Annotated in this window: 23 protein-coding genes; 10 read left to right on the top strand and 13 right to left on the bottom strand. The window is 42.0% G+C overall.

Translation table 11 applies throughout. From position 1 onward, the window contains the following. Positions 1–15: 15 nt before the first annotated feature. The 5 genes from ltrA (ACE1CI_RS26055) to ACE1CI_RS26035 form a co-directional block, all read right to left on the bottom strand. Positions 16–1,656: a group II intron reverse transcriptase/maturase gene (gene ltrA / locus ACE1CI_RS26055; protein ID WP_496615825.1), complete on the bottom strand. Its 1,641-nt coding sequence runs from the start codon at positions 1,654–1,656 to the stop codon at positions 16–18. Between the two features lie 1,344 nt (positions 1,657–3,000). Then, positions 3,001–4,638 (bottom strand): group II intron reverse transcriptase/maturase, encoded by a 1,638-nt coding sequence (ltrA, locus tag ACE1CI_RS26050; protein WP_496615352.1) that lies wholly within the window; start codon positions 4,636–4,638, stop codon positions 3,001–3,003. Positions 4,639–5,358: 720 nt separating this feature from the next. Continuing rightward, positions 5,359–6,483, bottom strand: a complete 1,125-nt coding sequence (locus ACE1CI_RS26045) for a glycosyltransferase (RefSeq protein ID WP_413268309.1) — start codon at positions 6,481–6,483, stop codon at positions 5,359–5,361. A 271-nt stretch (positions 6,484–6,754) separates the two neighbouring features. After that, a complete protein-coding gene (locus tag ACE1CI_RS26040; protein WP_413268310.1) occupies positions 6,755–7,744 on the bottom strand; it encodes a GDP-mannose 4,6-dehydratase in 990 nt (329 codons plus the stop codon). A gap of 161 nt (positions 7,745–7,905) precedes the next feature. Next, entirely contained in the window at positions 7,906–9,537 is a 1,632-nt protein-coding gene (locus tag ACE1CI_RS26035; protein WP_413268311.1) for a serine/threonine-protein kinase, read from the bottom strand. A 599-nt stretch (positions 9,538–10,136) separates the two neighbouring features. Here ACE1CI_RS26035 and pheT point away from each other — a divergent pair. Together pheT and ACE1CI_RS26025 are read left to right on the top strand one after the other, a co-directional pair. Further along, positions 10,137–12,578, top strand: coding sequence for a phenylalanine--tRNA ligase subunit beta (pheT, locus tag ACE1CI_RS26030; RefSeq protein WP_413268312.1), 2,442 nt, complete (start codon positions 10,137–10,139; stop codon positions 12,576–12,578). Positions 12,579–12,659: 81 nt separating this feature from the next. After that, complete coding sequence (locus ACE1CI_RS26025) at positions 12,660–12,929, top strand: YciI family protein (RefSeq protein WP_413268313.1); 270 nt, start codon at positions 12,660–12,662, stop codon at positions 12,927–12,929. 286 nt (positions 12,930–13,215) lie between these two features. Here the strand turns inward: ACE1CI_RS26025 and ACE1CI_RS26020 are convergent, their stop codons facing one another. Together ACE1CI_RS26020 and ACE1CI_RS26015 are read right to left on the bottom strand one after the other, a co-directional pair. After that, on the bottom strand, positions 13,216–13,776 hold the full coding sequence (locus tag ACE1CI_RS26020; RefSeq protein WP_413268314.1) for a single-stranded DNA-binding protein: 561 nt from the start codon (positions 13,774–13,776) through the stop codon (positions 13,216–13,218). A gap of 141 nt (positions 13,777–13,917) precedes the next feature. Then, positions 13,918–16,458 carry a sugar phosphate nucleotidyltransferase gene (locus tag ACE1CI_RS26015; protein ID WP_413268315.1) on the bottom strand — a complete coding sequence of 847 codons (2,541 nt, stop codon included), beginning with the start codon at positions 16,456–16,458 and terminating at the stop codon, positions 13,918–13,920. Between the two features lie 923 nt (positions 16,459–17,381). Between ACE1CI_RS26015 and ACE1CI_RS26010 the strand changes: the two genes are divergently transcribed. Genes ACE1CI_RS26010 through ACE1CI_RS26000 form a run of 3 tightly spaced genes read left to right on the top strand, consistent with a single transcriptional unit; the run spans position 17,382 to position 18,838 of the window. After that, entirely contained in the window at positions 17,382–17,570 is a 189-nt protein-coding gene (locus ACE1CI_RS26010) for a hypothetical protein (protein ID WP_413268316.1), read from the top strand. Between the two features lie 14 nt (positions 17,571–17,584). After that, positions 17,585–18,403: a cobalt-precorrin-6A reductase gene (locus ACE1CI_RS26005; RefSeq protein ID WP_413268317.1), complete on the top strand. Its 819-nt coding sequence runs from the start codon at positions 17,585–17,587 to the stop codon at positions 18,401–18,403. A 12-nt stretch (positions 18,404–18,415) separates the two neighbouring features. Next, positions 18,416–18,838, top strand: a complete 423-nt coding sequence (locus tag ACE1CI_RS26000; protein WP_413268318.1) for a DUF29 family protein — start codon at positions 18,416–18,418, stop codon at positions 18,836–18,838. Between the two features lie 92 nt (positions 18,839–18,930). On the opposite strand, the gene ACE1CI_RS25995 is transcribed toward ACE1CI_RS26000, so the two are convergent. From ACE1CI_RS25995 to ACE1CI_RS25980, 4 genes are all read right to left on the bottom strand, one after another. Continuing rightward, a complete protein-coding gene (locus ACE1CI_RS25995; RefSeq protein ID WP_413268319.1) occupies positions 18,931–19,158 on the bottom strand; it encodes a type II toxin-antitoxin system HicA family toxin in 228 nt (75 codons plus the stop codon). Beyond that, a complete protein-coding gene (locus ACE1CI_RS25990; RefSeq protein WP_496615824.1) occupies positions 19,151–19,378 on the bottom strand; it encodes a type II toxin-antitoxin system HicB family antitoxin in 228 nt (75 codons plus the stop codon). Before ACE1CI_RS25990 ends, ACE1CI_RS25995 begins: the two co-directional genes overlap by 8 nt. Before the next feature lie 59 nt (positions 19,379–19,437). Beyond that, the gene (locus ACE1CI_RS25985; RefSeq protein ID WP_413268321.1) at positions 19,438–21,030 is read right to left on the bottom strand and encodes a gamma-glutamyltransferase family protein; all 1,593 of its coding nucleotides are present in this window, start codon (positions 21,028–21,030) and stop codon (positions 19,438–19,440) included. Positions 21,031–21,149: 119 nt separating this feature from the next. After that, entirely contained in the window at positions 21,150–21,455 is a 306-nt protein-coding gene (locus tag ACE1CI_RS25980; RefSeq protein WP_413268322.1) for a small RNA NsiR4-regulated ssr1528 family protein, read from the bottom strand. Between the two features lie 126 nt (positions 21,456–21,581). On the opposite strand from ACE1CI_RS25980, the gene ACE1CI_RS25975 reads away from it, so the two are divergent. From ACE1CI_RS25975 to uvsE, 4 genes are read left to right on the top strand one after another with little or no spacing between them, the layout of a single operon-like run. Next, positions 21,582–21,797 carry a hypervirulence associated TUDOR domain-containing protein gene (locus tag ACE1CI_RS25975; RefSeq protein ID WP_413268323.1) on the top strand — a complete coding sequence of 72 codons (216 nt, stop codon included), beginning with the start codon at positions 21,582–21,584 and terminating at the stop codon, positions 21,795–21,797. A gap of 2 nt (positions 21,798–21,799) precedes the next feature. Beyond that, the gene (locus tag ACE1CI_RS25970; protein ID WP_413268324.1) at positions 21,800–22,129 is read left to right on the top strand and encodes a DUF3140 domain-containing protein; all 330 of its coding nucleotides are present in this window, start codon (positions 21,800–21,802) and stop codon (positions 22,127–22,129) included. A 19-nt stretch (positions 22,130–22,148) separates the two neighbouring features. Beyond that, complete coding sequence (locus ACE1CI_RS25965; RefSeq protein ID WP_413268325.1) at positions 22,149–22,535, top strand: nuclear transport factor 2 family protein; 387 nt, start codon at positions 22,149–22,151, stop codon at positions 22,533–22,535. Then, positions 22,532–23,455 carry a UV DNA damage repair endonuclease UvsE gene (uvsE, locus tag ACE1CI_RS25960; RefSeq protein WP_413268326.1) on the top strand — a complete coding sequence of 308 codons (924 nt, stop codon included), beginning with the start codon at positions 22,532–22,534 and terminating at the stop codon, positions 23,453–23,455. The genes ACE1CI_RS25965 and uvsE overlap by 4 nt, the downstream gene beginning before the upstream one ends. A 135-nt stretch (positions 23,456–23,590) precedes the next feature. Here uvsE and ACE1CI_RS25955 read toward each other — a convergent pair whose 3' ends face one another. Then, positions 23,591–24,370 (bottom strand): class II glutamine amidotransferase, encoded by a 780-nt coding sequence (locus ACE1CI_RS25955; protein ID WP_413268327.1) that lies wholly within the window; start codon positions 24,368–24,370, stop codon positions 23,591–23,593. 84 nt (positions 24,371–24,454) lie between these two features. Beyond that, on the bottom strand, positions 24,455–25,684 hold the full coding sequence (locus tag ACE1CI_RS25950; RefSeq protein WP_496615823.1) for an aminotransferase class I/II-fold pyridoxal phosphate-dependent enzyme: 1,230 nt from the start codon (positions 25,682–25,684) through the stop codon (positions 24,455–24,457). 80 nt (positions 25,685–25,764) lie between these two features. On the opposite strand from ACE1CI_RS25950, the gene ACE1CI_RS25945 reads away from it, so the two are divergent. Further along, positions 25,765–26,577 (top strand): acyl-CoA desaturase, encoded by an 813-nt coding sequence (locus ACE1CI_RS25945; protein ID WP_413268329.1) that lies wholly within the window; start codon positions 25,765–25,767, stop codon positions 26,575–26,577. Positions 26,578–26,633 lie beyond the last annotated feature (56 nt).

Raw genomic sequence — 26,633 nt, 5'->3', positions numbered from 1 at the left:
CACACGGCTCAAGCCTTACTTCAAGCCTTTCAACTTGGGTTTTGAATGTACCTGTTTGTGGCACGCTGCGTGTAAGTGCTGTAGGTTGTCTGTGTCGTCTAGACCGCCTTTAGCTACAGGTACTATGTGGTGGGTTTCGACCTCTTCCCCATTGATTAATGGTTCACCGCAGATGGGACATTTCCAATTTTGGAGAAGGGCTACTTCGTAATATTTTGAGCCTTTCTCCCAGTATGATTTTCCGTTCTTTTGGTGACGTTTATCCCAATACTCTCTCAGGGAGGGGTCGTCTGGTGATGCGCTACCTTTGACCTTTATGTGCCTTTCAATGGGTGTTTTTGCAATAGGATATAGGGTGATAACTACCCTTTTCCTACGGCGTTCACTTTCACAGGTGAACGTCCATCGATTATTTTGGATGGTCTTAAAGTAACGATTCTTGACCCACTTTTTGCCTTTGTTGGGGTGTCTACGCTTTGCCCAACGCCAAAGGTATTGCCATACTCGATATGAGATATAGCTGAAAGTTTCTTTGCTAACTCCACCTTTATAATAGTTAGCAAAACCCCTGAGAATAGGATTCAGTTTTCTAATGACTACCTCTTGCTCTTGACCATTCAGACGTTTGATTTCCTCTCCTATCCGTTTACAGAAAGCTAATACTTTCTTTTTGGATGGTTTGGTTAGCAGTTTACCGCTATAGTGTCTTAGATTAAAGCCAAGGAAGTCGAAACCATCTGACATTGACGTAATTACCGTCTTCTGGGAACTGAGTTCTAAGCCTCTTGAATTCATCCATTGCTGAATCTGGATTTGTGCTTTTTCGAGACTTCCTTTATCCCTAGCTGTGACTATGAAATCATCAGCATATCTCACCACGCCAAGTTTCGGGTTGGTGGATTTTATGTATGTTTCTAATCCATGCAATCCTATGTTGGCTAGGAGCGGAGATATTACTCCTCCTTGTGGCGTGCCTTGTTCTGTTGGGTTGATTTTCCCTTGGAACATGAATCCAGCTTTTAACCATCCTCTTATCAGTTCTTTCTGTGGAAAGTGACTAATCTGGTTGAGGATGGCTTCATGGGCAATGTTGTCGAAGAAGCCTTTGATATCAGCTTCTAAAACCCAGTTGTCCCTGCCTTTTTGCAACCTTAAGAAGGATTGCTCTATTGCGTCTTGACAACTTCTACCAGGTCTGAAGCCATAGGAATTGTCTTCAAACACGGCCTCCCATTCGGGTAAGAGTGCGTTTTTCACTACTGCCTGCATGACTCTATCCTTAATGGTTGGGATACCAAGAGGACGCTTTTTGCCGTTTGGTTTTGGAATCATCACCCGTCTTGTGGGACTGGGCTTTGTTTCCTTCCAGTTGCGTACAAATTTCACTCTCTGTGCTGGGGTGTTTATTACCTCCTTATCAATCCCTGCGGTCTTTTTACCATCATTGGTTTGAGTGATTTGTCTGACTGCTAACAGTAGGTTTGCGTAATTTCTAAGCATCAACTTTTGTAGGCTTCGTAGCTTACGAAAGTCACCAAGTTGTCTGGCACGAAAGATTCTTTGACGTAGATTTCTCACAGCTTTTCGGACTTGTCTCCAATTGATTTGGCTCCAATCCTCTAGCTGTTTCCTTTGTCCGTTTACTGTCATAAACATGGCGGTATCTAACTTGTCATCGGATTCGATTTCTTAGTCAGTTTGTCTTTCGTATAAGACCCAGATGAAGTCTGCTTTCCTTTCGGTCAGAGGCAAATTTTGTAGCCGAAGGCTTCCCGAAGGGTACCTCTATCTGATTCATTACAAACCAGCATTCGCTTTTTCATCCATCCTTTGCCCTTCAAGGGTTTCATCATTGTTACCTTTGACCTACTAGGGATTTCTCCCTAGACCTTGTAGGGTTTACCCTGTTGTATCGTCTAGTTTTCTTTTCTTGTTAGGTGCTGTCTATACTGCGATGAGGTTTGGTTGTTCACACGGTTAAAGAACTGCGAAATCTTTAACCCCCTCATAGGAACCTATCAGCCTTATTTGGTTCCTCCAATGGTCACGTAGCTTGGGACAGTTCACTTTCGTTCACCATTCAAGAATTTCCCTCTTGCTCCTAACCAGCTTAGGCTGCTAGTTTTGGCTACTTTCGTGGTCTGCATTCCGGTTGTTTCATTACTTACTGAACCGTGACCGGACTCTTACGAGTCTTTTACGTGAGGGTAGGAGGTGTGAATCTCCTAGAGGACTGGGTTCCTCATACTAGATGACCAGTTCAGGTCGCGCACGCAGGTCATTGGCTCGAATAGCTTTGAACACTCGCACTTGTAGGCGGAATAGGTTACGTCGGAATTGCTTCGAGGGTAACTTTCTCCAGAATTCACTAGCGCTAAGACTGTGCCTAATCATGCTCTACTCCTTTAAGTGTTTTCTGATTGCCTTGCGAAAGTTACTTCGCATCCTACCCGAATCTAGGGGTTTCCGCGTCTCGTCACGCCTACCTGGGGTTCGACCTTTCCCAAGACCTTAGATTCGTTTTTCTTCGTTCCCTCAAGTGATTGTCTCGTTCCTTTAGATGTAGCCAATTCAACTACTAGATACCCTTGGTAAGGCTAGTCTTTCGGGCAAAAGCTAGCGGGTATTGTCTCTAGTGAAGTCCGGGGGGTTATTCTTTTCCGTCCGGCTTTACCTTAAGTTGCTTTTCTAGGCTATGTTTCATCTTGGGAACTCCCCTAGCGCCAGTGTGCTTTCGGAACAAGCTCTGATTGCGCCCTACTGCCAGCTTCAGTCTCTAGAGTTCCGAGTCTAGTCGCTGTGGCTAGATTGGGAGTCACACCCTTACCCGGTGGAGGGGGCTTGCACCCCTATCATCTTGAGAGTTTCACATCCTTTAATGGACATGAGTCACGGTATTTCGTGGTTTTATCCACTGATTGTCGGGTAAGGTTTGGGTATTACTACCCGCACCTCCCCTAAGAACCGTGCTTGTCAGTTTCCCAACACACGGCTCAAGCCTTACTTCAAGCCTTTCAACTTGGGTTTTGAATGTACCTGTTTGTGGCACGCTGCGTGTAAGTGCTGTAGGTTGTCTGTGTCGTCTAGACCGCCTTTAGCTACAGGTACTATGTGGTGGGTTTCGACCTCTTCCCCATTGATTAATGGTTCACCGCAGATGGGACATTTCCAATTTTGGAGAAGGGCTACTTCGTAATATTTTGAGCCTTTCTCCCAGTATGATTTTCCGTTCTTTTGGTGACGTTTATCCCAGTACTCTTTTAGGGACGGGTCATCTGGTGATGCGCTACCTTTAACCTTTATGTGCCTTTCAATGGGTGTTTTTGCGATAGGATACAGGGTGATTTCTGCCTTTTTCCTACGGCGTTCACTTTCACAGGTGAACGTCCATTGATTATTTTGGATGGTCTTAAAGTAACGGTTTTTCACCCACTTTTTGCTTTTGTTGGGGTGTCTACGCTTTGCCCAACGCCAAAGGTATTGCCATACTCGGTGTGAGATATAGCTGAAAGTTTCTTTGCTAACTCCACCTTTGTAATAGTTAGCAAAACCTCTGAGAATAGGATTCAGTTTTCTAATAACTGTCTCTTGTTCTTGACCATTCAGACGTTTGATTTCCTTTCCTATCCGCTTACAGAAAGCTAATACTTTCTTTTTGGATGGTTTGGTTAGTAGTTTACCGCTATAGTGTCTTAGGTTGAAGCCAAGGAAGTCGAAACCATCTTCCATTGACGTTATTAGCGTCTTCTCAGTGCTGAGTTCTAAGCCTCTTTCTCTCATCCATTGCTGAATCTGGATTTGTGCTTTTTCGAGACTTCCTTTGTCCCTAGCTGTAACTATGAAATCATCAGCGTATCTCACCACGCCAAGTTTCGGATTGGTGGATTTTATGTATGTTTCTAACCCATGCAGTCCTATGTTGGCTAGAAGCGGAGATATCACCCCTCCTTGTGGTGTGCCTTGTTCTGTCGGGTTAATTTTCCCTTGGAACATGAATCCAGCTTTTAACCATCCTCTTATTAGTTCCCTTTGTGGGAAATTACTAATACTGTCGAGAATGGCTTCATGAGCAATGTTGTCGAAGAAGCCTTTGATATCAGCTTCTAGAACCCAGTTATGCCATCTTGATAGTTGATTAAACCCTTGTTCTATGGCATCTTGACAACTTCTGCCCGGTCTGAATCCGTATGAATTGGCTTCAAACTGTGCTTCCCATTCGGGTTCTAGTGCGTTTTTCACTACTGATTGCATGACTCTATCCTTAATGGTTGGGATACCAAGAGGACGCTTTTTGCCGTTTGGCTTGGGAATCATGACTCGTCTTGTGGGACTGGGTTTTGTTCCTTTCCAATTACGTACAAATTCCACTCTTTGTGCAGGGGTGTTTATAACCTCTTTGTCAATCCCTGCCGTCTTTTTACCGTCGTTGGTTTGAGTGATTTGTCTGACTGCTAACAGTAGGTTTGCTCCGCTTTTAAGCATTAACTTTTGTAGGCTTCGTAGCTTACGATAGTCACCAAGTTGTCTGGCACGAAAGATTCTTTGACGTAGATTTCTCACAGCTTTTCGAGTTTGCCGCCAATTAATTTGGCTCCAATCTTCTAGCTGTTTCCTTTGTCCGTTTACTGTCATAAACATGGCGGTATCTAACTTGTCATTGGATTCGATTTCTTAATCATTTCGTCTTTCGTATAAGACCCAGATGAAGTCTGCTTTCCTTTCGGTCAGAGGCAAAATTTGAACCTCTATCTGATTCATTACAAATCAGCATTTGCTTTTTCATCCATCCTCTACCCTCCAAGGGTTTACGTCATCGTTACCTTTGACCTACTAGGGTTTTCGACCTTTCCCTAGACCTTGTTGGGTTTACCCTGTTGATACATCTGTTGTTCTGTTCTCTTTTAGGTGTTATCTATTCTGCGGTGAGTTTGGTTATTCACAGGTTTTGATGATCACCGAGCATCAAAACTACCCACTTATGCCTATCAGCCTGATTTGGACATCCTTCGTATAGCGCAGTTTATCGATAATTCACGTCCGTTCACCATCAGAGAACTCCCTCTTGCTCCTAACCAGCTTAGGCTACCAGTTTTGGCTACTTTTGTGACCTGCATTCCACCTTTTCCATTACTGTACTGAGGTGTGGTCGGACTCTGTTGAGTCTTTTACATGAGGGTAAGGGCTGTGAATCCCTTAGCAGAGTTGGCTCTGCGAAACAGATGACCCTTTTACAGGTCGCGCCGGTGACAACGAATCGCACGCCCGATCCTATTAAGTCATCACCTACAAGCGTTCATCTGGCGTAGCTGAGTACTCCGAATCTCTGCGTTTCCCTCCCTTATTACTCCGGTTCGTTAGCTACTCTGTACTATCCAATAATTCTTTGAGTCTTTGGCGAAAAGCATTTCGACCAAATTTGGCTAAAGACTCCTGTCGTAACCATTTCCCGTCACAACGTTGATCTTCCCCTTGGAGAATTTCTTGACAAGCTGCTGCTACTGCTTCTGGGTTACGGTGTGGGACTCGCCAACCCAAACGCCCATCCTGTAAAGGGTCAGCTGAACCGTCAGCGTCACCAGACAACACGGGAACACCGCAAGCCATAGCTTCTAAATAGACAATGCCAAATCCTTCTTGAGAAGGCATGATATAAGCATCAGCGAGGCGGTAATGTTCTACTAATTGTTCTGTGGGTACGAAACCTGCAAAAACTACTCTGTCAGCGACACCTAAATCTTTGGCTAATTGCGCTAATCTTGGTTGGTCGTCACCACGACCGATGACTAAGTATTTTACGTTGGGGAAGGTTTGCGCGATCGCACTTAGCGCCCGAATCGTCACATCTACACCTTTATAAATATCCCCAGACCACAGTCGCGCCACAGTCATCAACACCCTAGCACCCGCCAAATTATACTTTTCCACCAAAGCTGGATTCTTCTCTCCTGGCGTAAAGGTTTCCCCATCTACACAACAAGGAAGAAATTCCACCAATTTGGGATTAATTTGATTAGCTTGACAAGCTTGGTCACGACTATAACGGCTAATTGTCCAAATTCCCGACGCTTGTTGCAAAGCTTGTTTATATTTTGGCCCTAACGGTTCCCAAACTTCTTTACCATAAGTCAAAACTGTATAGGGAATTCCCCTAATTTGGCAAAGTGTTTGAATTAAAGGTGCTAAATTAATGTGACCGCAAAATACATGATCTGGACGATATTGCCAAAGATAAATTACTAAAGCAGCAATCATCCAAACTCGCCCTAACATCGGATTTATGGTTTTAAAATAATGAAATCTCAGCTTTTCGGTAGCAAAAGGATTGTTTTTTACTGGTGCATCACGGAGTAAAAATACATCCGCAACAGTTTGTTCAGACAATCCCACATAAGCTCGCCAAATATCCTTAATATAGGATTGAATCCCACCTTCAACACCAACGATTTCTAAGAAAACAAATAAGTACCTCTGTTCGCTGTTCATTTCCTTCTTATCCTTAAATTTATATTCAACTCAGATCTTGCACCAAGGCTTATTCCGGGAGGTGAGCCAATAACTAAACCTGAAAGCCTTGATTTTCCGTGAAGAAACCCGGTTTTTCAAGTCTTGTTGAGAGTGGTGCTCTTATCTCAGTTCAAGCTAGGTGCAGATCAACTCACCTACTTAATAGAGTTCCCAAATCTGAAGCTTTTTCCTCAAACTAACTCCTAATTTTTCTCTTGTGCACCTCTGCACAGAGAGTTTCCCTGCTTAACTAAGGTTTAGCGCTAGTCGCAATTGTGCCATTCTGCAATCGCTCTAAATCTTTGAGTACCATTTTTTCTACTAGGTTCTCAAAGCTCATTTGCGGTTGCCATTGCAGTTTTTGTTTAGCTTTTTTGGCGTTAGCTACTAACAGAAAATGTTCGTCTGAGCGGACTAAATTGGGATTCACTACCACATAGCGAGTCCAATCTAATCCCACGCATTCAAAAGCAGTAGCTACTAATTCCTTGACACTGTGCAGTTTTCCGGTGCCAATCACATAATCTTCTGGTTGGTTCTGTTGCAACATTCGCCACATGGCTTGGACGTAATCTTCCGCATAGCCCCAATCGCGTTTCGCATCCAAGTTGCCAAGTTCTAAGCGATCGCTAATTCCCAATTTAATCGCTGCTGCTGCCAAACACACTTTCCGAGTCACAAACTGCGTTGGTCGGCGGGGAGATTCATGATTGTATAAAATGCCACTACAAGCAAACAAATTATAACGCTGACGATAATGCACCATTGTCCAATGGGCGTGTAATTTGGCTGTAGCGTAAGGATTCATCGGTCGAAAGGGCGTATTTTCCTCTTGAGGTGAAGGGTCTACTTGCCCAAACATTTCCGAACTGCTAGCCTGATAAAATCGAGCTTTCACACCTGCTTGACGAACCGCCATTAACAGTCGAGTTGTTGTTCGAGCGATTACATCTAAGGTTTCGAGTGGGTTATTCCAAGAATCTGGAATAAAACTAGGAGCAGCTAAATTATAAATTTCTTGAGGATGTACTTGTTCAAGTAAGCCAGAAAGCACTCTACTATCAGTCAGATCGACGGCATAAATCTCTAGTTTGTTAACCAAAGAACCCAACTTAGCCAGACTACTTTGCCTCTGAGGTAATACCAAGCCTACCACTCGATAACCCTTTTGCAAAAGGAATCGGCTTAAGTAATAGCCGTCTTGACCTGTAACCCCTGTAATTAGTGCTGTCTTAGTCATTAGTCATTAGTCATTAGTCATTAGTCATTAGTCATTAATCATTAGTCATGAGAACTTTTTTTTCCCAGTCCCCTTGTCCCCTTGTCCCCTTGTCGCCTTGTCCCCTTGTCCCCTTGTCCCCTTGTCAAGAGTCAAGACTCAAGAGTCAAGAGTCCCCAAACTTACCAAATCCCGCGTTTTCCGGTGGGGCGTACTGTCATCCAGTTAGTTTTAGCCATTGCTAACTGTTCTTCTGTAATTCTGGCACCAGTAAGGTTAGCACCACAGAGATTTGCCCCTCTCAAATTGGCATTCATCAGATGGGCATAACTCAAATCTGCCCCACGCAAATCTGCTCCTTCTAAATCAGCATAACTCAGATAAGCTCTACCTAAGTTAGCATCCCGGAGAATTGCTTGATTTAAACTGGCTCTGCCAAAATCGGCATGAAATAAATTTGCGCCTTGAAGATTGGTACGATTTAATCTAGCTTGATGGAAAATAGCTTCTGATAAATCAACTTTTTGTAAATTAAGTAAGCTGAGATTTTGTTGAGCAAAATCTCTTCTACCTTTGCTGTAGGAAGTTTGTACTTCTTGCGCGTCTAATTTGCGCTTAATATTTCTATTCTTACTTCCAGTAAAGTTATCACTACTAGGTAAATTTCCGCTATTTCTGTTAACATTAGCTCGATAGCCACTAATTCCCGAATGGATATCTGTTCCTTCTAGCCTAGTGCGTCTGGCACGAATTGCCATTGCTGCTTTCACCACAGAATTGGCAGCGCCAGCTCCTTTTGAACCAGTGCCACTATTCAGGGAATTAGGGCCAAACTTACTACCTGATGATGGAGTAGATCCCGGTGGTGGCCCAGCAATCATGCCTTGGGCTAAACTATCAAGGTATGGTTCTAGGTCTAAGGCTCTGAGGACATCGTTGGCGGATTGGTAGCGATCGCGCACCGATACTTCTAACATTTTTCGCAGCACATTGGCAAAATGGTCACTCAAACTGTTGACCATGCGAACGTGCTTTTCCCACAGCATTTCCCCAGTTGAGGGGTTGTAATCTAAATCTTTGGGAGATTTGCCACTTAGTAAATAAATACAAGTGACTCCCAAAGCATAAATATCACTAGCATAAACCGGGCGCATCGCCATTTGTTCTGGGGGTGCGAACCCTGGTGTACCAATAGCATAAGCTGTTAAAGCTGTTTGGTCTGAGTTATTTGCCGCTGCTGGGTTGACTTGGTTTTTCACTGCCCCAAAGTCAATTAAAACTAGCTTGCGGTCTTGGTTGCGGCGAATTAAGTTGGCTGGTTTAATATCCCGGTGAATTACCTTTTGACCGTGAATATACTGTAGTACTGGTAGGATCTCGCTCAAGAATTGTTTGACTCCTTCTTCGCTAAAGGGGCCACTTTGTTTCACTTCTCTTTGTAGAGTATCCCCAGATACGTATTCCTGCACCAAATAAAATTGCTGATGGTCTTCAAAGTAGTCCAACAGTCGCGGTACTTGGGGATGATTACCAATTTGTCCTAATGTTCTGGCCTCTCGTTCAAATAACTCGCGGGCCATTTGAAAAACGTGAGGTGCGGTAGCCGTTGGACGGAGTTGCTTAATTACGCAACTTGGTTCTCCCGGCAATAATTGATCGTTAGCCAAAAATGTAGCTCCGAAACCACCCTGACCCAGAGGTTTGATTACACGATAGCGATCGCGCAGCATGAGATGTGAACCACAAGCTTGGCAACTTTCTTCGTGGTCTGGGTTTTCTGGATTAGGACAGGCTGGATTTAAGCAATAGCTCATTCAGCGTCACTCGCGCATAGGATCATTTCAGTATTCTTTGAGCGCCCTATTTTTATTATCCGGGCTAAAACCAACAATTACGGTACTATGTATGCAACAAATCAATTAAAGATTTGATTAAGCAACCTCTAAATCTGTCAACTGTTCTTAGTTTCTTCTACATTCACCTCCATTGAAATTACATAAAATTCAACCTATCCATAGTTAGATTACCCGTTGTCACTGGAAAACTAACAAATAAATTACTTAATGATTCGACAATAAAGCTAAAAATGATACTTCCATCTTAACTAAAATGGATGATTCTCTGGTAGAGCGTTCAATCTGAGCTTATCACATACAGAGATATTATCATGGTGGTCTAGAGAGATTAAATCCGAGATATTACTAATGATAAGCATTGCAGATATATTGTAATTGGTTATCTAAATACGTATTTTTACGCAATATTTTTGGCGTTGCCAGTAAAGAAGGGAAATTTTATCCGGTTCAGGAGTTCCCTTTCTTTGCCTTCGGCATTCTTATACTAGTAAAGAAGCCGGGATTGTTGATACTTTAGGTACAATAGACAGTCTGACAACAGTAAAGGCATTTTAGCAATGCGGATCTCTCTGAACTGGTTGCGGGAACTGGTAGATTTCACTATCACCCCGGAAGAATTAGCCCACAAGCTGACTATGGCTGGGTTTGAAGTAGAAGACATTGAAGACCGTCGCACTTGGGCTGATGGTGTGGTAGTGGGTAAGGTGCTGAGTTGTCAACCGCACCCCAACGCCGATAAGCTGAGAGTTTGCGAGGTAGATGTTGGCTCAGGTACTCCTTTAAATATTGTCTGTGGAGCGGCTAATGTCAAGGCAGATCTCTTTGTGCCAGTTGCGACTATTGGTACCTATCTGCCAAAAATTGATTTGAAATTGCGATCGACTAAACTGCGCGGTGTGCGATCGGAAGGGATGATTTGCTCTTTGGCAGAATTAGGGCTAGAAAAGGAATCATCGGGAATTCATAGCTTTGACCCGGAAAATATCAATTTAGGCAGCGATGTTCGCCCACTTTTAGGTTTAGATGATGTGATTTTAGACTTGACAGCAACGGCTAATCGTGCTGATGCTTTAAGTATGATTGGAATTGCGCGAGAAGTGGCGGCTTTAACTGGGGCAACTTTGAAATTACCAGAAGTTCCTGAAGTTAAAATTCCAGTGGGAAACAAAGAGGTTTTAAGTTTAAAGATTGAAGAAACCCAAGCTTGTCCTGCTTATATTGGTACGGTAATTGAAAATATCAAAATTAATCCTTCCCCAGTTTGGTTACAACAAAGATTGCAAGGGGCGGGAATTAGACCAATTAATAATGTGGTAGATATTACCAATTACGTACTTTTAGAATGGGGACAACCTCTACACGCTTTCGATCGCCAAAGTTTGCTATCTGTCACGGGTAAAAATTCTCTAACTATCGGTGTTCGCTTGGCTAAAAATGGCGAATCTTTAAAAACATTAGACGGACAAACTCGCAATTTACAACCCCAAGCTTTGTTAATTACTGCTAACGATCGACCAGTTGCTTTAGCCGGGGTAATGGGTGGTGAAGAAACAGAAGTTTCCGAGCAAACTCAAAGTATCATGCTAGAAGCAGCATTATTCGATCCTACAGCAATTCGCCGTTCGGCACGCAGTTTGGGAATCAGAACTGAGGCTTCTGGACGTTATGAAAGAGGCGTGAATCAGGCAGAATTAGAGTTAGCTTGTCGGCGTGCGATCGCCTTAATTTCCGAATTAGCTGGTGGAGTTCCAGTCACACAGGAAATATCCGATAATCGTCCTAATCAATCTGCTTGGACAAGATCGATCGAACTACGTCTCGATCGCGTCAATCAAATTTTAGGGCCTATAGATTTAGACGAAGAAATTGGCGAGTTAGAACCAAAAGATATTCGCCCCATTCTGACATCTTTGGGATGCAAAATTACTCCCACTGAAGATGAAGATGTTTGGTTAGTTACAGTACCTCCTTATCGTTATCGAGATTTAGAACGGGAAATCGATTTAATCGAAGAAATTGCCCGTCTTTATGGTTACGATAATTTCTGTGTAGAATTACCAGAAGAAACGGAACCTGGTTATCTTTCTATTGACCAATTGTTAACTCGTAAATTGCGCGAAGCTTTACGAGGTGCGGGTTTAACAGAGTTAGTACATTACTCTTTGGGGAAACCGGAAGGAGAAGCACAAATCAAACTGCGTAACCCAATGTTTAGCGAATATTCGGCTTTACGCACTGATTTAATTTCGGGATTAATCGACAGTTTCCAATATAACTTAGAACAAGGAAATGGCGCTTTAAATGGTTTTGAAATCGGGCGCATTTTCTGGAGTGAAGAAGATGGTTTAATGGAAGCTGATTCTTTAGCGGGAATTATCGGTGGCGATCCTACAGTAGGTCGTTGGGTAAATTCTGGAAAGGAAAAACCAATGACTTGGTATGAAGCTAAAGGCGTTTTAGAAAGCGTGTTTCAACGGTTAAGAATTACGGTAGAATATCAACCTGATTGCCGTGATTCTCGCTTACATCCGGGACGGACTGCTTCTTTGTGGGTACAAGGCGATCGCTTAGGAACATTCGGGCAACTCCATCCCCAGTTACGTCAAGAAAGAGGTCTTCCCGATGCAGTTTATGTGTTTGAATTAAACCTGGATGTGTTACTAGAACAGATGAATCAAGAGGAAATTTCCACTCCAGTTTTAAAACCCTATTCTAGTTATCCAGCATCCGATCGCGATATCGCTTTCTTTGCCTCCACTAAAGTTTCTGTGGCAGAAATTGAACGGGTAATGGCAAAAGCTGCTGGTACTTTATTAGAATCAGTGGAATTGTTCGATCAATATCTGGGTGAAAATGTACCCGAAGGACAACGTAGTTTAGCATTTCGGTTAATTTATCGGGCGGGCGATCGTACCCTCACAGAAGAGGATATCGAATCTGTACATCAACAAGTCCGGGAAGCTTTGTCCGAAAAATTCCAAGTCACTCTCAGAAGTTAAGTACACAGATCCCCGACTTCTTGAAGAAGTCGGGGATCTCGCTTGTGCTATATTACATTTGATTTCTGGAAAATTTACATTATGACAAAATACGTGATCTGGGGAAGTTATTGTGAGGATGTTCTGGAAAAAAGAGAACCCTATCGACAAGCACATTTAGATGGTTTAGCAACTCAAAAAGAGTCAGGTGTTTTAATTACGATCGGCCCAACTAAAGATTTAACAAAAGTTTTTGGTATTTACGAAGCAGATAATGAAACTACCGTTCGTCAGTTAGTTGAAGCCGATCCTTATTGGCAAAATGGGATTTGGACAGAATACGAAGTTAAGGAGTGGATTCAGGCGATTTAATCATTAGTCATTGGTAATTTGTCATTTAGAGAAAGAGGTATTTTACCCACTCCTGTTTAATCATCATGATTGTTCGTTGTAGCGACTTCAGTCGTAAAGTTCGTTGTAGCGACTTCAGTCGTAAAGTTCGTTGTAGCGACTTCAGTCGTAAAGTTCGTTGTAGCGACTTTAGTCGTACAGTTCGTTGTAGCGACTTCAGTCGTACAGTTTGTTGTAGCGACTTCAGTCGTACATTACCCTTCGGGGAACACTGAAGTGTTCACAACGAACAGTCATAAACAAACACCTAAAAAGGAATATCATCCACATCTGGTTGATTTACTGGTGTTGTTGGTTTTTGTGTTTTTGTAGTAGTAACAGTCGGAAGAGGTTCATCATCTACATCTACTTCGGGAATAGTAGCAGTATTTCTTGCAGTTGCAGTTGCTACAGATCTGTTAGTTGTAGTTGCTACATTGCCAGAATGATAAGAGTCTTGATGACTATTTGTAGCTTGGCTTCTAGCAGTTGTTGTTACTGGTGTAGTCGCTGCAAAACTGTCACTAGCACCTAAATAATGAACTTTTTGGGCAGTTAATTCGGCACGTTTTTCTTTAAAACCTTCTGGTTTACGTTCAAAGGTGATCATCCCCAAACGACCTTCAATAACTACGTGCAAACCTCGGTGACAGCGTTCGTGAATTTCTGTGGCTAAATTTCCCCATCCGATTACTTTTAAGTTAGCTGGAGGATCTTCAGGTTTGACACCGGGAAACTGTACTAACATCTCAGCAACGGCGAGGTTATCGGGTGTATATCGCAGTTGAGGATCTTGTACGACCTCAGCCATTAAAATGCAGCTGTTCATAAATAAAATTTGAGTGATGATTGTTTGTTTTTGTCGGCATTATTCCTATTTTACAACTTTTTCACTAATTAGTAATTAGTTATTGATAATTCCTGGAAAAAATCACCAATTACCAACTACTAATTACCGATTACCACACAACTATTTAATTGCTTGTTCTCGTTGTTCTAGTTCAACGAAGTTTTGCACTTTAAAGCGGTATTCTTTTAAGGTACGATCGACCCAAGTGCGATCGCTACTATTCACGAAAATATGCACCAATGGTTCGCCAGCATCGGGTAAAAGTAATACCCAACTATCATCAGTTAAAGAGCAAATTTTCACCCCATCAATTAATTCTAAAGAATCAGCGGGATGAGTTTCTACTAAATAGCGCATTAATGCTCCTTTCACTGTCCAAGGGCAACGTACTGTTTGGCTTTTATGGTAAACTGTGGGCAATTCTTCCCGAATTGAGCCGAGCGATCGCTCTTGAATTGTTAACATTTCAATCAACTTAGCAATGCAGAACATCGCATCAAATCCCGGATGCAATTGGGGGAAAATAAATCCCATTTCTGCTGAACCACCTAAGACTACATGAGAATTAGTTTGACAAGCTTCCATTAAAGCACTCGGATTAGCTTTCGTCCGAATTACTCTGCCGTCATGTCGTCGGGCAATTTGTTCTACAGCACTGGAAGTATCAACCGGAACTACTACTGTTCCTCGCGGATTAGCAGTCAGAATCATATCTACCATTAAAGCGGTTAGCATTTCCCCGCGAATTGGTGTGCCAGTTTCATCAACTAAAATTAACTGTTCACCATTGCCAGATACTTGGACACCAAAATTGGCTTTTAATGCTTCTACCACATGACCAAGTTGATGTAATAATGCTTCTCTTTCCACTGCGGAAACAGCTGTTTGATTGAGGGAAGCATTTAATACTACCGCATCGCAACCAAACTTAGCTAATAATTGCGGCAATACTGCTCCAGAAACCGCATAAACATAGTCAATTACTACTTTGGAATTACTATGGCGAATTGCTTGAGTTGTCAGGTGTTTTTCAAAACAAGTAATGTACAGTTCCATCACCTGACTCGGATAAGCCATAGTGCCAATTTCATCAATTTGGGCTCGGCGTAAATCTTCCTTAAAATACGCTCCTTCAATTTTCTTTTCTTGGGCTTTAGAAATGTTAATTCCTTTCAAATCTAAAAACTCAATCAAAATGTGATCGGGACGTTCAGGATGTATTCTAATATGAATGCCCCCGACTACTGACAAAGTAGAAATTACTGTGCGAGTAATCGGAATCGCTGTAGCTTCCAAGTTCTGCACATGAACTCCCACTGACATTAAACCCGCAATAAAGGAACGCGAAACCATGCGGGAGATGCTACGTTGATCGCGGGAAACAGCTACTTGCGATCCAGGTTTTAAAGTGGAACCGTAAGCGGCACCTAATTTGACGGCAAATTCAGGGGTAATATCAATATTTGCTAATCCTGAAACGCCTCTTTGAGCAAATAAATTCCGGGTGGCTCTTTGTCCCCAAATTAAGTTAATGTTTAAGGTTGCACCGGATTCAATTTGTTTGCTGGGCCAAACCCGGACACCTGGATTAACTAAGCTTTCTTCTCCGACTGTGGACAGGGAACCAACGACTGCGCCTTCTAAAACTTGGGCGCGACGATCGACTCTTGTACCTCTGGCAATCACACAAGCACTCAGTTGGGCTTCTTCACCGACGATCGCACCATTCCAAATTATCGGGCGTTTTAAGTTAGCTTCTGCGCCAATAGTTACTTTGTCGCCAATGACAGTTCCGGCTTCTATTTGTACTCTTGGCCCAATGCGGCTGTTGTCTCCGATTAAGACTGGTGCTTCGATTTCGGCTGTGGGGTCAATGTAGGTATTTTGTCCGATCCAAATTCCTGATTCTCCGACGTAGGGCGAGCGATCGCCGTAAGCTTTTTCTAATTTAACTTTGCCACATAATCCATCATATTGTGCTTCTCGATAAGCGTCTAAGTGACCAACATCGCACCAGTAACCTTCGGCAATATAGCCATACATTGGTATTCCTTTATCCAACAACAAAGGAAATAAATCTTTGGAAAAGTCACTTTCTTGGTTAGCTGGCAAAAAGTCTAAAACTTCTGGTTCTAGAATGTAGATGCCTGTGTTGACTGTATCGGAAAAAATTTCACTAGTAGAGGGTTTTTCTAAAAATCGTTTTATATGTCCATCTTCGTCTGTAATTACTACCCCAAATTCCACCGGATTCGGTACGCGAGTTAGCACTATTGTAGCTTTTGATTGATGCCGTTTATGAAAGTGAATGGCGGCGCTTAAGTCGAAGTCGGTAATACAATCACCGCTAATTACTAAAAATGTTTTGTCCAAAAGTTCGGCAATATTTTTGACGCATCCTGCTGTTCCTAAAGGTTGGTCTTCTTCCACAGCGTAGGTCATTTGTACGCCAAAATCACTACCATCATGAAAGTAATCACGAATCACATCTGGTAAATAATGTAATGTGGCAATTACTTCTGTAATTCTATGTCTTTTTAGTAAGTTGATGATGTGTTCTGCGATCGGTCTATTGAGTATCGGAACCATTGGCTTCGGGAGATCGCAAGTTAGCGGTCTTAATCTGGTTCCCGATCCGCCAGCCATCAGCACTGCCCGCATAAGTCCTCCTATTTTATCTTCTTAATTATTTGTTACAAATTAGGGCGGGTTGAGTGATAGTTAGGTTTCCCCACTAAAACTTTGATTCACTTTGCCCCTGATATTTTGTCTAGTGGTTATAGCTGGGTTAACCACTATAAAGTACTTATTCGTAATTATACGATTTTCCTGGTGACACTTAGTACCTGGGACTGCGATACCTATTTTTATTACACAGGTAATAGATAATTTGATTCACCTATCTTGGGATGTTTATTACTAACTCCTAAGATACATTTAATAATACTCTGGTATCAGTAAACCAATCTTAGGTTTGTTCAATAATTACATTTCGACTGTTAGATAAGCTTAACTAATTTTCTCGGAGTTGGTTCAACTCCTATCAAGTATTTTTGCTCATTCCTAACAACTTATTAAAATCACCTCTCTCTCTAGTTCTAATTTTTGGGCAGATAGCTTTTAATAATCTTGACGCACAAATATTACTAACTTTTAGGTTAGATGCTGAGCTTGGCTTTATAATTAGTAATTAACAGAAGTACTCTAATACAATTCTAAGTTATAGCCAGCGTCGCAATCTTTATTATCTCTCTGGTTTCCCGACTGAGAGTTTTTGTTAAACATTTTTTAGCAAATCAGTTAACTTGCCAGAATTATCATTAAACAAAACTAAATTAATAATTGATTGATTGTGCTGTTTTCAGCAACAAAATTGAGATCGTTCCTAAATATACTTGTTTTGCCGATGCAAAAAATTTGGGACAGAGTAAAGCTAAAATTTATTTAATCAGCTACATTTTATTTAAAGGCTGTGTTCTGATTATATCAAAGTCGCCAGCTAAATATCCATCTGCTATTCTGGGTAAAGAATGCTACTTTCAGATGCAGAAATTAAGATATAAGTAGGGTCGTTAGGAGATTTTATGGGTAAGTTAATTCTTTTAGTATTGGTGGTGGGTTACGTTGCAGGCGTTTGGAAGTTCTGGACTGGTTTTGAAAGGACGAACTTCCAACGCAGTTTGCCGACTCGCATCTCTTTAGCCTTATTGTGGCCTGCGTTAATGTGGAATAAATCTTTTCGCCGCAATTTTACGAAAGCCCTCAAAGGTTAATTGAGAGTCAACAGTTGCAGAAGGAATCAGAAACTCAAGATAGGATCTGGTTAATTGGCGGCACTGGGGAAAGTGCTAAATTAGCAACAGCGTTGCTTCAAATTGGGCTGCCTTTGGTAATTTCTGTAACTACCGAAAGTGCGCGATCGCTCTATCCAAATTCGCCTTTGCTGCAAGTTTGGGTAGGGCGTTTCAATTTATCCCAGATTGAGCAATTTTTAACTCAACAAAATATTATTGCCGTGTTGGATGCCTCTCATCCTTACGCAGTGGAAATTTCCCAAAATGCGATCGCCGCTTGCTCTCAAAAAGATATTCCTTATTTGCGTTTTGAACGCCCCAGGTGGGAGGTGGGGAGGTGGGGAGGTGGGGAGATGGGGGGAAGGTTGATTTGTTTGGATAGTTTTGAGAGGTTAGTAGCGGGGGAATATTTGGTAGGGAAAAGGGTGCTTTTAACGGTGGGTTATAAGGTTTTGCCTTTGTTTAGAGATTGGCATGAGCGATCGACTTTATTCGCCAGAGTTTTACCTGCTACTACTTCTATTGAAGCAGCTTTAGCAGCTGGTTTTACATCAGATAAATTATTTGCTATGCGTCCGCCAATTCCGATTAACTTAGAAAGAGAACTTTGGCGACATTGGCAAATTTCAATGGTAGTAACTAAAGCTTCTGGTGCGCCTGGGGGAGAAGATATTAAACGGCAATTAGCAGCAGAATTAGGAGTTAGTTTGGCGATCGTTGAACCGCCAATTATCGTATATCCTCACGTTACTAGTGATTTGGGGGAAGCGATCAAATTTTGTCAGCAACACTTTGGAAGTCAAAATGTTTAGGATTCACAAGCAATGGAAGAATTACTCACATTAAAAGAATTGTTGCATCAGGGCAAAATATCCGAAGCTCTGCTAATTGTAGAAGAATTAGAAGAAATGAGTAAATCTGATAAACTCAACAAAATTTTTAGTTATGGCATTATCTTATTATTGCATTTAATCAAACAATCTGCGGAAAAGCGTACTACTAAATCTTGGGATACTTCGATACTTAATTCAGTCAAGCAAATTCAACGTACTAATAAGCGACACAAAGCAAAGGGCAATTATTTGACTGAAGAAGAGTTATTAGAAACTTTAGAAGATGCTTATAATTCAGCTTTAAGAGATGCGGCACTAGAAGCTTTTGAAGGACGCTATGAAGCTGAAGAGATTGGGGAAATGGTGAATCGAGAAGAGATTATTAAAAAGGCAATGGATTTGATTTTAGAGTGAGTATAGATTTATTAAATAACAGCAAGCAGGAAACATAAGTAGAACAGCGAATACTTTCAGCAATTAATAACTTACCGCTCGCCTTATTTATATTACTCTTGTACTTCAAAAAGATAGCGAGGTAACATTGATTGGCGAATTATTGACTGTAAAGTACCAATCTTTATTTCTGAGTAATTTGGTACAGGAACAGTGACAGTTGTATCAGGTAATTTGCGTTGCATAATAATGTGGCTACCACGCTGTCGTACTTGTACAAAGCCATTTTCTGCCAAAATTTTACAAACTTCTGCTGCTGATAAAACCCGTAGTTTACCCAATACTCACCTCTACACGAGTTACAAAAACTTCTGTATGTAAACGACGCTGAACTTCCGAAGCATCAGCAGTTTCAAAAAATAATTCTAAGGTTTCAATAAGATTTTGCTGTGCTTCTTCTACGGTGCTACCTTGACTAGCAATATCTAATTCAGGGCAAAATGATACATATTCATTGCCTTCTCGTTCAATAATTGCAGTAAATTGCTGTGTTCTATTCATACTTTTTAGCTTAAAGGTCGGAGAAGCTTTCCAACTATAACCATTTTATTCTATTTTCTCTAAAGTGCGATCGCCATTCCATCAGCACGAGGTTCCGAACCTGCAATAAACACATCTTCTTGACGTAAAATAATTTGACCTTTGCCAAACAAAGATGTATTTCTCGTTACCCTAGCTTCATGACCTCTTGCTAATAGTAATTCTACTACTTTTGGCGAAACACTTTCTTCTAATAATACTCTATTTCCTGCTTCAAAAAACCAACGCGGAGCATCTAAAGCTGCTTGGGGATTCATCCCATAATCCACCATATTTAATATTACTTGTAAATGTCCTTGGGGTTGCATTGGCCCTCCCATAACTCCAAATGGGCCTAAAGGTCGATTATCTTTAGTTAAAAATCCGGGGATAATAGTATGAAAGGGGCGTTTTTCTGGGGCAAATTGGTTAGGATGTCCAGCTTCTAAGGTAAAACCTAATCCGCGATTATGCAAAGCAATTCCTGTTTCAGGTATCAATATTCCACTACCAAAACCCTCAAAATTCGATTGAATAAAGGAAACCATTAATTCCCCGTCTGCTGCTGCTAAATAAACAGTTCCACCTTTAGGAAGTCCGGGTTCAGCAATATAAATTGCCCTGTCATTAATTAAATTTCGGCGTTCAGCAGCATAGCTTTTATCTAAAAGATGTTCTGCTGCAACTGTCATAAATTTAATATCAGCAACGTGACGATGAACATCAGCAAATGCCAATTTCATCGCTTCAATTTGTAGATGATAACTTTCGACAGATTCGCGGGGATATTTTGCAATATCAAAACCTTCTAATATATTTAATGCTATTAAAGCGGCGATTCCTTGTCCGTTGGGGGGAATTTCCCAAACAGTTAAACCGCGATAATTTGTCGAAATTGGTTCTACCCAATCTGCTACATGACTCGCTAAATCTTCTGTGGTTAAAAACCCGCCTGTATCGGCAGCAAAGTTAGCAATTTTCTGGGCTATTTCTCCATTATAAAAGCTTTCGCCGCCAGAATTTGCGATCGCTCTCAAAGTCCTCCCATGCAACTCACTTCCCCAAATTTCCCCTGCTTTGGGTGCGCGGTTTTTGGGAAAAAACACTTGTTTAAAATGTTGAAATTCAGGAGGATTTAAAGGTAAAAATATCCTTTCCGCACGTTGCCAAGCTTGTGCAGTTACCGGAGAAACAGGAAACCCATTTTCAGCATAGCGAATTGCAGGAGAAAATAACTGTTCAAAAGGCAATTTTCCCCAACGTTCCCATAAGTTTCGCCAAGCAGAAACCGCGCCGGGAACTGTTACAGGCAACCATCCGTTTGAGGGGATTTCTGTTAAGTTTGTAAATGCTTCTAAAGGAAGAGATTTGGCGCTTTTTCCTGAAGCATTTAACCCATGTAATTTTCCATCCCAAACGATCGCAAAAGCATCAGAACCTATGCCATTAGATGTGGGTTCAACTACGGTGAGTGCGATCGCCATTGCTACAGCTGCATCTACCGCATTTCCCCCAGCTAATAACATTTCTATTCCTGCTAAACTTGCGAGGTTTTGACTTGTCGCCACTGCACCTCGCTTTCCCATAATTACTTTTCTTTGTGATGGGTAAGGATAATCTTTGTTATTTGTCATTTGTCATTTGTCATTTGTGATTGGAATAAGTTTTGATAATGAACCTTTGGCAAATGGCATCATTTGTCCTTTGTAATAACTAATGACTAATGACCAAGGACAAATGACAAATTATAATTTTATTTTCCACCGTAAAAGAAGGCAATTTCTTTGTCTTTTAAAGGCGCGAACCCTGCATCAATTAGCTTTTGATTGAGTTCATCTTGGGGAATGTGTTTTGCGCCAATTCTGACAATTCGCGATCGCATTGTATTGCTAACTCCGCTACGTTGTCTCCCCGCCTCCAATGCCATAACTTTATTGTAAAGATCTAATTTTTCAGCAGGAATGGGAGAACCATCAAAATCTATTCCTTTAGCAATAGCTTCATCGATCGCATCTGCACCTGTGGTGGTTTGTAGTTCTGGGGTGGTTTCTGGAGACATGAGAAAGTAGCAATTAACAACAAGAATATTTTACCAGAATGGCGATCTCTATATTTCGGTTGATGTTTAATTCGTCTTTGTTAACACAATGTAACAAATAGAGGGTTCGAGATTAGGAGCAAAACTTTGGCGGACGAATTTAAAAAAGGCGACAAAGTGGAATGGAAGACTTCCCAAGGCAAAACTCAAGGCGAAGTGAAAGAAAAACTGACTTCACCAACAGACATTAAAAGTCATCATGTTGCTGCTTCGGAAGATAACCCAGAGTACTTGGTGGAAAGCGATAAATCAGGGAAAGAAGCTGCACATAAACCAGAATCATTGCAGAAAATTGAGGAATAAAAATGAGTAAAGACTCGCAAGCTGTAATAGAAGAATTTCAGCATAATGTCAATATGACGGCGAAAGAAATTGAAAATTGGCTCAAAACAGATGAGTCAAAATCAGTCGGTCAAAAAGACGGTAATCAAGAGTCAATTGGTCATGAATCTGGTAGACATATTGTAGAGATTTTGCAGAAAAAAGAGGCAAATTACACAGACGACGACCTTTCCCAAATGCAGCGAGTTGTGAGTTACATTAAACGTCATTCCGCGCAAAAACCATCAAGTGACATTGAAGATTCTCGCTGGCGATATTCGCTGATGAATTGGGGACACGATCCGCTAAAATAAGTAAGGGAGTTGAACAAAAATGGCAAGTGAAACTGCTGAGAAATTTATGCAAACGCTTCAGCAAATAGAGGAAAATAAGAATGTTGAATCTTTGGTTTCTCTGTTTACTGAAGATGCTCAATTAAGTAATTTAGCAACTCCATCACCGCTACAAGGAAAAGATGGTGCTAGACAATTTTGGCAAAAATATTTGTCAGTTTTTCAACAAATACATTCTAAATTTACCAATGTGGTAGAAAGCAATGGTTCTGCTGTGTTAGAGTGGATTTCTGAAGGTACTTTAACATCAGGTGAACCGCTAAAATATCAAGGTGTGAGTATCATAGAAACAGTAGATGGAAAGGTACAGCGTTTTCGTACCTATTATGATTCAGCTGCTTTTTTACCCCAAGGCGCGAAACAATGAATTTAATCACAGAAAGCGATCGCACAACCACCCCCACAATCACTTTACCTCAGTTAGGTTTAGTCTGCATCACCGCATCTGACAAAGTGCGTTATCGCACTATTACTCGCAAAAGATTATTACAATTAATACCCACAGAACAAATCAGGGTGTTAAGAGAATTATATGCAGAAAACTTGCGGCGACTGGGTAGCGCGATCGCTTTTTGTGCAGCTAACAACTTTAAATTATATCGTCTTCCTTCTTCCTTATTTCCTTTTTCTGATGATGCCATTGGCGAAGATGTATTAACAGAATTTGCGGAAACTTTGCGGGAAATAGGCGGTCGCGCTCAAAATTTAGGGATGAGAATTGTGATTCATCCCGATCAATTTGTCGTCTTAAGTTCCGACAAACCAGAAGTTATTGAAAACAGCATTAAAATACTCAATAATCATGGGCGAATTTTAGATTTATTAGGTTTACCGCGTTCCCCTTGGACAGTCATGGAAATACATGGGGGAAAAAGCGATCGCGCCGAAAGACTAATTAATGTAATTGCCAATTTACCAGAAACAATTCGTTCTAGAATCGCCTTAGAAAATGACGAATATGCCTACAGCGCATCAGAAATATTCGACATTTGTCGCGCCGCAAATATCCCAATGGTTTTTGATGCACATCATCATATAATCCACGAAAAACTTGATAGTTACGACCATCCTAGTGTAGCCGAAATGTTAGCCAAAGCCCAGACAACCTGGCCTAAACCAGAATGGCAACTAGTTCATATTTCCAACGGCAAAGAATCTTTCAACGACCAACAACACAGCGATTTAATCACAGTAATGCCAACTTCTTATAAATCAGCACCTTGGATAGAAGTAGAAGCAAAATTCAAAGAACAAGCGATCGAAAAATTAAGAAATGAATGGTTATAATCATTGGTTCGTTGTAACGACTTCAGTCGTTGTTCGTTGTGACGACTTCAGTCGTTGTTCGTTGTAACGACTTCAGTCGTTGTTCGTTGTGACGACTTCAGTCGTCTCCAAGCTAAATTATGAACACTGAAGTGTTCACAACGAACCAATTTTTTTTAGCATTCCATCTTGAAAAACCAACAATTCTCCCGGTTTAATTTGCGTCCAAACCTCATTATCAGTTAAAGGAGTAGTCGCAATAATTGCTACTCGATCGTTCGGAGTAGTCAACTTTTGAAAATCCACCGTCACATCTTGATCGATTAAATGAGCAGCAGCAAAAGGCGCTTGCCTTACAATGTACCAAAGATTAGTCGAACAATGGGCAAAAAAGTCTGAACCATCAGAAAGTAAATAATTAAAAGTTCCCTTTTGGGCTAAACTTGCAGTTACTTCCTTTAACACCGGATAAAGTTCTGCCAAAGGTGGTTTAACTTTGGGAAAATGCGATCGCAAAGTATTCAAAATCAAACAAAAAGCTTTCTCACTATCAGTCTGTCCAACTGCGCGATAAAACCCCTCATTTTCGGGATTAAAATCTGGTAAATTTCCATTATGAGCAAAAACCCAATATCTCCCCCAAAGTTCGCGCCGGAAAGGATGACAATTTTCTAAAGCAACTTCCCCTTGAGTTGCTTTCCGAATATGAGCAATTACATGAGTAGAACGGATAGGATAACACCTTACCACATCAGCAATTGGGGAAGCGATCGCAGGTTTAGCATCTAAAAAAATCCGACATCCCAAACCTTCAAAAAAAGCAACTCCCCAACCATCTTGGTGAGTATCTGTTCTTCCCCCTCTAGCAGAAAAACCCTCAAAGGAAAAACAGATATCCGTCGGTACATTGCAATTCATTCCCAAAAGTTGACACATAGTAACTGGGGACTGGGGACTGGGTACTGGGTAAATTTTACCCTGTTCCTTTTACCGTTTTTCTTTCCTTAAGCTTTTTTGCCCTCAAGCAGGTCCGATCGCTTCAATCGCCGCCTCAAGTGCGATCGCAATGTGAGTCCAATGTGTCCCACCCTGACAATAAACAATGTAAGGTTCTCTTAATGGCCCATCTGCCGAAAATTCCAAAGTGCTACCTTCGATAAACGTACCACCAGCCATGACCACCTGACTTTCATAACCGGGCATATCCCAAGGTACAGGTTCCACGTAAGAATCGATCGGGGAATATTGCTGAATCACCTTACAAAAAGCAATTAACTTCTGGGCCGAACCCAATTTAATCGCTTGAATCACATCCCGTCTAGGTGCTAAAGCGGGAGGATTCACCGGATAACCCAACTTGTCAAACACATAACCAGTCAAATAAGTTCCCTTCATCGCCTCCCCAACCATTTGCGGCGCTAAAAACAAACCTTGGAACAGCAAACGGTTTTGGTCAAAAGTTGCGCCCCCCGCACTGCCAATTCCGGGGGCTGTGAGGCGACAAACCGCCGCTTCCACCAAATCAGCCCGCCCAGCGACGTAACCCCCCGCCGTGACCACCGTACCCCCCGGATTTTTAATCAATGACCCGGCTATTAAGTCAGCACCCACATGGGTAGGTTCTTGGGTTTCGATAAACTCCCCATAACAGTTATCCACAAAGCAAACCGTGTTAGGGTTTTGCTGCTTCACAAGGTAGATAATCTTCTCAATTTCCTCAATAGAGAGGCTAGAACGCCAAGAATAGCCACAGGAACGCTGGATCAAGACCAGGCGCGTTTTTTCACCTACCGCATGGGAGAGAGCTTCCCAATCCACATTTCCTTCTTTTGTCAGAGGTAATTCGCGGTATTTAATGCCAAATTCAATAAGTGATCCTTGACCCTCACCGCGCAAGCCAATGACTTCTTCGAGTGTGTCGTAGGGAGAACCGACGACAGCCAGCATTTCGTCACCGGGACGCAGGACACCGAACAAGGCGCAAGCGATCGCATGAGTACCGGAAACAAACTGCACTCTTACCGCAGCAGCTTCCGCACCCATAACATCCGCGAACACCTTGTCTAAAACTTCCCGCCCCAAATCATCATGTCCATAGCCGGAAACACCCGCAAAGTGATGGGCTCCGACGCGATGACGACGAAAAGCTGCTAAAACTCTTTTAAGATTTTGCTTGACCTGAGCGTCAATTCCAGAAAAAATCGGAAATAGTGCCTGTTCTGCTTCAAGCAGCTTAAATAAGCTGTTCATTAATTCCTCATTCACGATATAGGTATGCGGATTTTAAGATCGCGCAGATTGGGCTAGACAATTCGTTTTAAGGTTCCTGCATGACAATTGCAAGCTCAACTCAACTTCGTCCCAATACTTCCCATGCAATTGGTTTATTGGTAGTTCACTTTGGAGCATTATTTGCTCTACTTCCCAGTAATTTCAATTGGGCGGCGATCGGCTTGGCTGTCTTCCTCCACTGGGTTACAGGAGGCTTGGGTATTACTCTAGGGTGGCATCGTTTATTATCCCACCGTAGTTTTCAAACCCCAAAATGGTTGGAGTACTTTTTAGCTTTCTGCGGAGTACTTGCCTGCCAAGGAGGAATAATCGATTGGGTTGGGTTACACCGCCTGCATCATCTCCATTCCGATCAAGAACCCGATCCGCATGATTCAAATCGGGGTTTTTGGTGGAGTCATATCGGCTGGATGTTATTTGATAGTCCAGCTAACGCCGATATACCTAGATTCACGAAAGATCTTGCCGAAGACCCAGTTTATCAGTTTTTCCAAAAATACTTTGTGTTGTTACAAGTAATACTGGGAATTGGTCTCTACCTTTTAGGTGGCTGGCCTTTTGTAGTTTGGGCCGTTTTCGTCCGGTTGATGGCAGTATTTCATTGTACCTGGTTTGTTAACAGTGCTACCCACAAATTTGGGTATCGTACTTATGAATCAGGCGATCGCTCAACCAACTGCTGGTGGGTAGCATTAGTCACCTACGGCGAAGGTTGGCACAATAACCACCATGCCTTTCAATATTCTGCCCGTCACGGTTTACAGTGGTGGGAAATTGACATGACATGGATGACTATTCAAGTCCTGCAATTCCTTGGTTTAGCCCAGAATGTCAAACTCGCGCAGAAGTAGGCTCCAGGGGCAGAGGGGCAGAGGGGCAGAGGGGCAGAGGGGCAGAGGGGCAGAGG

This window comes from Floridaenema flaviceps BLCC-F50, from assembly GCF_041929275.2.
Lineage (GTDB): Bacteria > Cyanobacteriota > Cyanobacteriia > Cyanobacteriales > Aerosakkonemataceae > Floridanema > Floridanema flaviceps.
This window is presented reverse-complemented; position numbering and strand designations above follow the sequence as displayed.

What these genes read in the sequence shown, in the direction of transcription:
- ltrA (WP_496615825.1), bottom strand. Translation starts at nt 1,656, where the DNA reads ATGTTTATGACAGTAAACGGACAAAGGAAACAGCTAGAGGATTGGAGC.
- ACE1CI_RS26020 (WP_413268314.1), bottom strand. Translation starts at nt 13,776, where the DNA reads ATGAACAGCTGCATTTTAATGGCTGAGGTCGTACAAGATCCTCAACTG.
- ACE1CI_RS26040 (WP_413268310.1), bottom strand. Translation starts at nt 7,744, where the DNA reads ATGACTAAGACAGCACTAATTACAGGGGTTACAGGTCAAGACGGCTAT.
- ACE1CI_RS26025 (WP_413268313.1), top strand. Translation starts at nt 12,660, where the DNA reads ATGACAAAATACGTGATCTGGGGAAGTTATTGTGAGGATGTTCTGGAA.
- ACE1CI_RS26015 (WP_413268315.1), bottom strand. Translation starts at nt 16,458, where the DNA reads ATGCGGGCAGTGCTGATGGCTGGCGGATCGGGAACCAGATTAAGACCG.
- ACE1CI_RS25980 (WP_413268322.1), bottom strand. Translation starts at nt 21,455, where the DNA reads ATGTCTCCAGAAACCACCCCAGAACTACAAACCACCACAGGTGCAGAT.
- ACE1CI_RS25970 (WP_413268324.1), top strand. Translation starts at nt 21,800, where the DNA reads ATGAGTAAAGACTCGCAAGCTGTAATAGAAGAATTTCAGCATAATGTC.
- ACE1CI_RS26045 (WP_413268309.1), bottom strand. Translation starts at nt 6,483, where the DNA reads ATGAACAGCGAACAGAGGTACTTATTTGTTTTCTTAGAAATCGTTGGT.
- pheT (WP_413268312.1), top strand. Translation starts at nt 10,137, where the DNA reads ATGCGGATCTCTCTGAACTGGTTGCGGGAACTGGTAGATTTCACTATC.
- ACE1CI_RS25945 (WP_413268329.1), top strand. Translation starts at nt 25,765, where the DNA reads ATGACAATTGCAAGCTCAACTCAACTTCGTCCCAATACTTCCCATGCA.
- uvsE (WP_413268326.1), top strand. Translation starts at nt 22,532, where the DNA reads ATGAATTTAATCACAGAAAGCGATCGCACAACCACCCCCACAATCACT.
- ACE1CI_RS26010 (WP_413268316.1), top strand. Translation starts at nt 17,382, where the DNA reads ATGGGTAAGTTAATTCTTTTAGTATTGGTGGTGGGTTACGTTGCAGGC.
- ACE1CI_RS25955 (WP_413268327.1), bottom strand. Translation starts at nt 24,370, where the DNA reads ATGTGTCAACTTTTGGGAATGAATTGCAATGTACCGACGGATATCTGT.
- ACE1CI_RS26000 (WP_413268318.1), top strand. Translation starts at nt 18,416, where the DNA reads ATGGAAGAATTACTCACATTAAAAGAATTGTTGCATCAGGGCAAAATA.
- ACE1CI_RS25985 (WP_413268321.1), bottom strand. Translation starts at nt 21,030, where the DNA reads ATGACAAATAACAAAGATTATCCTTACCCATCACAAAGAAAAGTAATT.
- ACE1CI_RS26035 (WP_413268311.1), bottom strand. Translation starts at nt 9,537, where the DNA reads ATGAGCTATTGCTTAAATCCAGCCTGTCCTAATCCAGAAAACCCAGAC.
- ACE1CI_RS25965 (WP_413268325.1), top strand. Translation starts at nt 22,149, where the DNA reads ATGGCAAGTGAAACTGCTGAGAAATTTATGCAAACGCTTCAGCAAATA.
- ltrA (WP_496615352.1), bottom strand. Translation starts at nt 4,638, where the DNA reads ATGTTTATGACAGTAAACGGACAAAGGAAACAGCTAGAAGATTGGAGC.
- ACE1CI_RS25990 (WP_496615824.1), bottom strand. Translation starts at nt 19,378, where the DNA reads ATGAATAGAACACAGCAATTTACTGCAATTATTGAACGAGAAGGCAAT.
- ACE1CI_RS25950 (WP_496615823.1), bottom strand. Translation starts at nt 25,684, where the DNA reads ATGAACAGCTTATTTAAGCTGCTTGAAGCAGAACAGGCACTATTTCCG.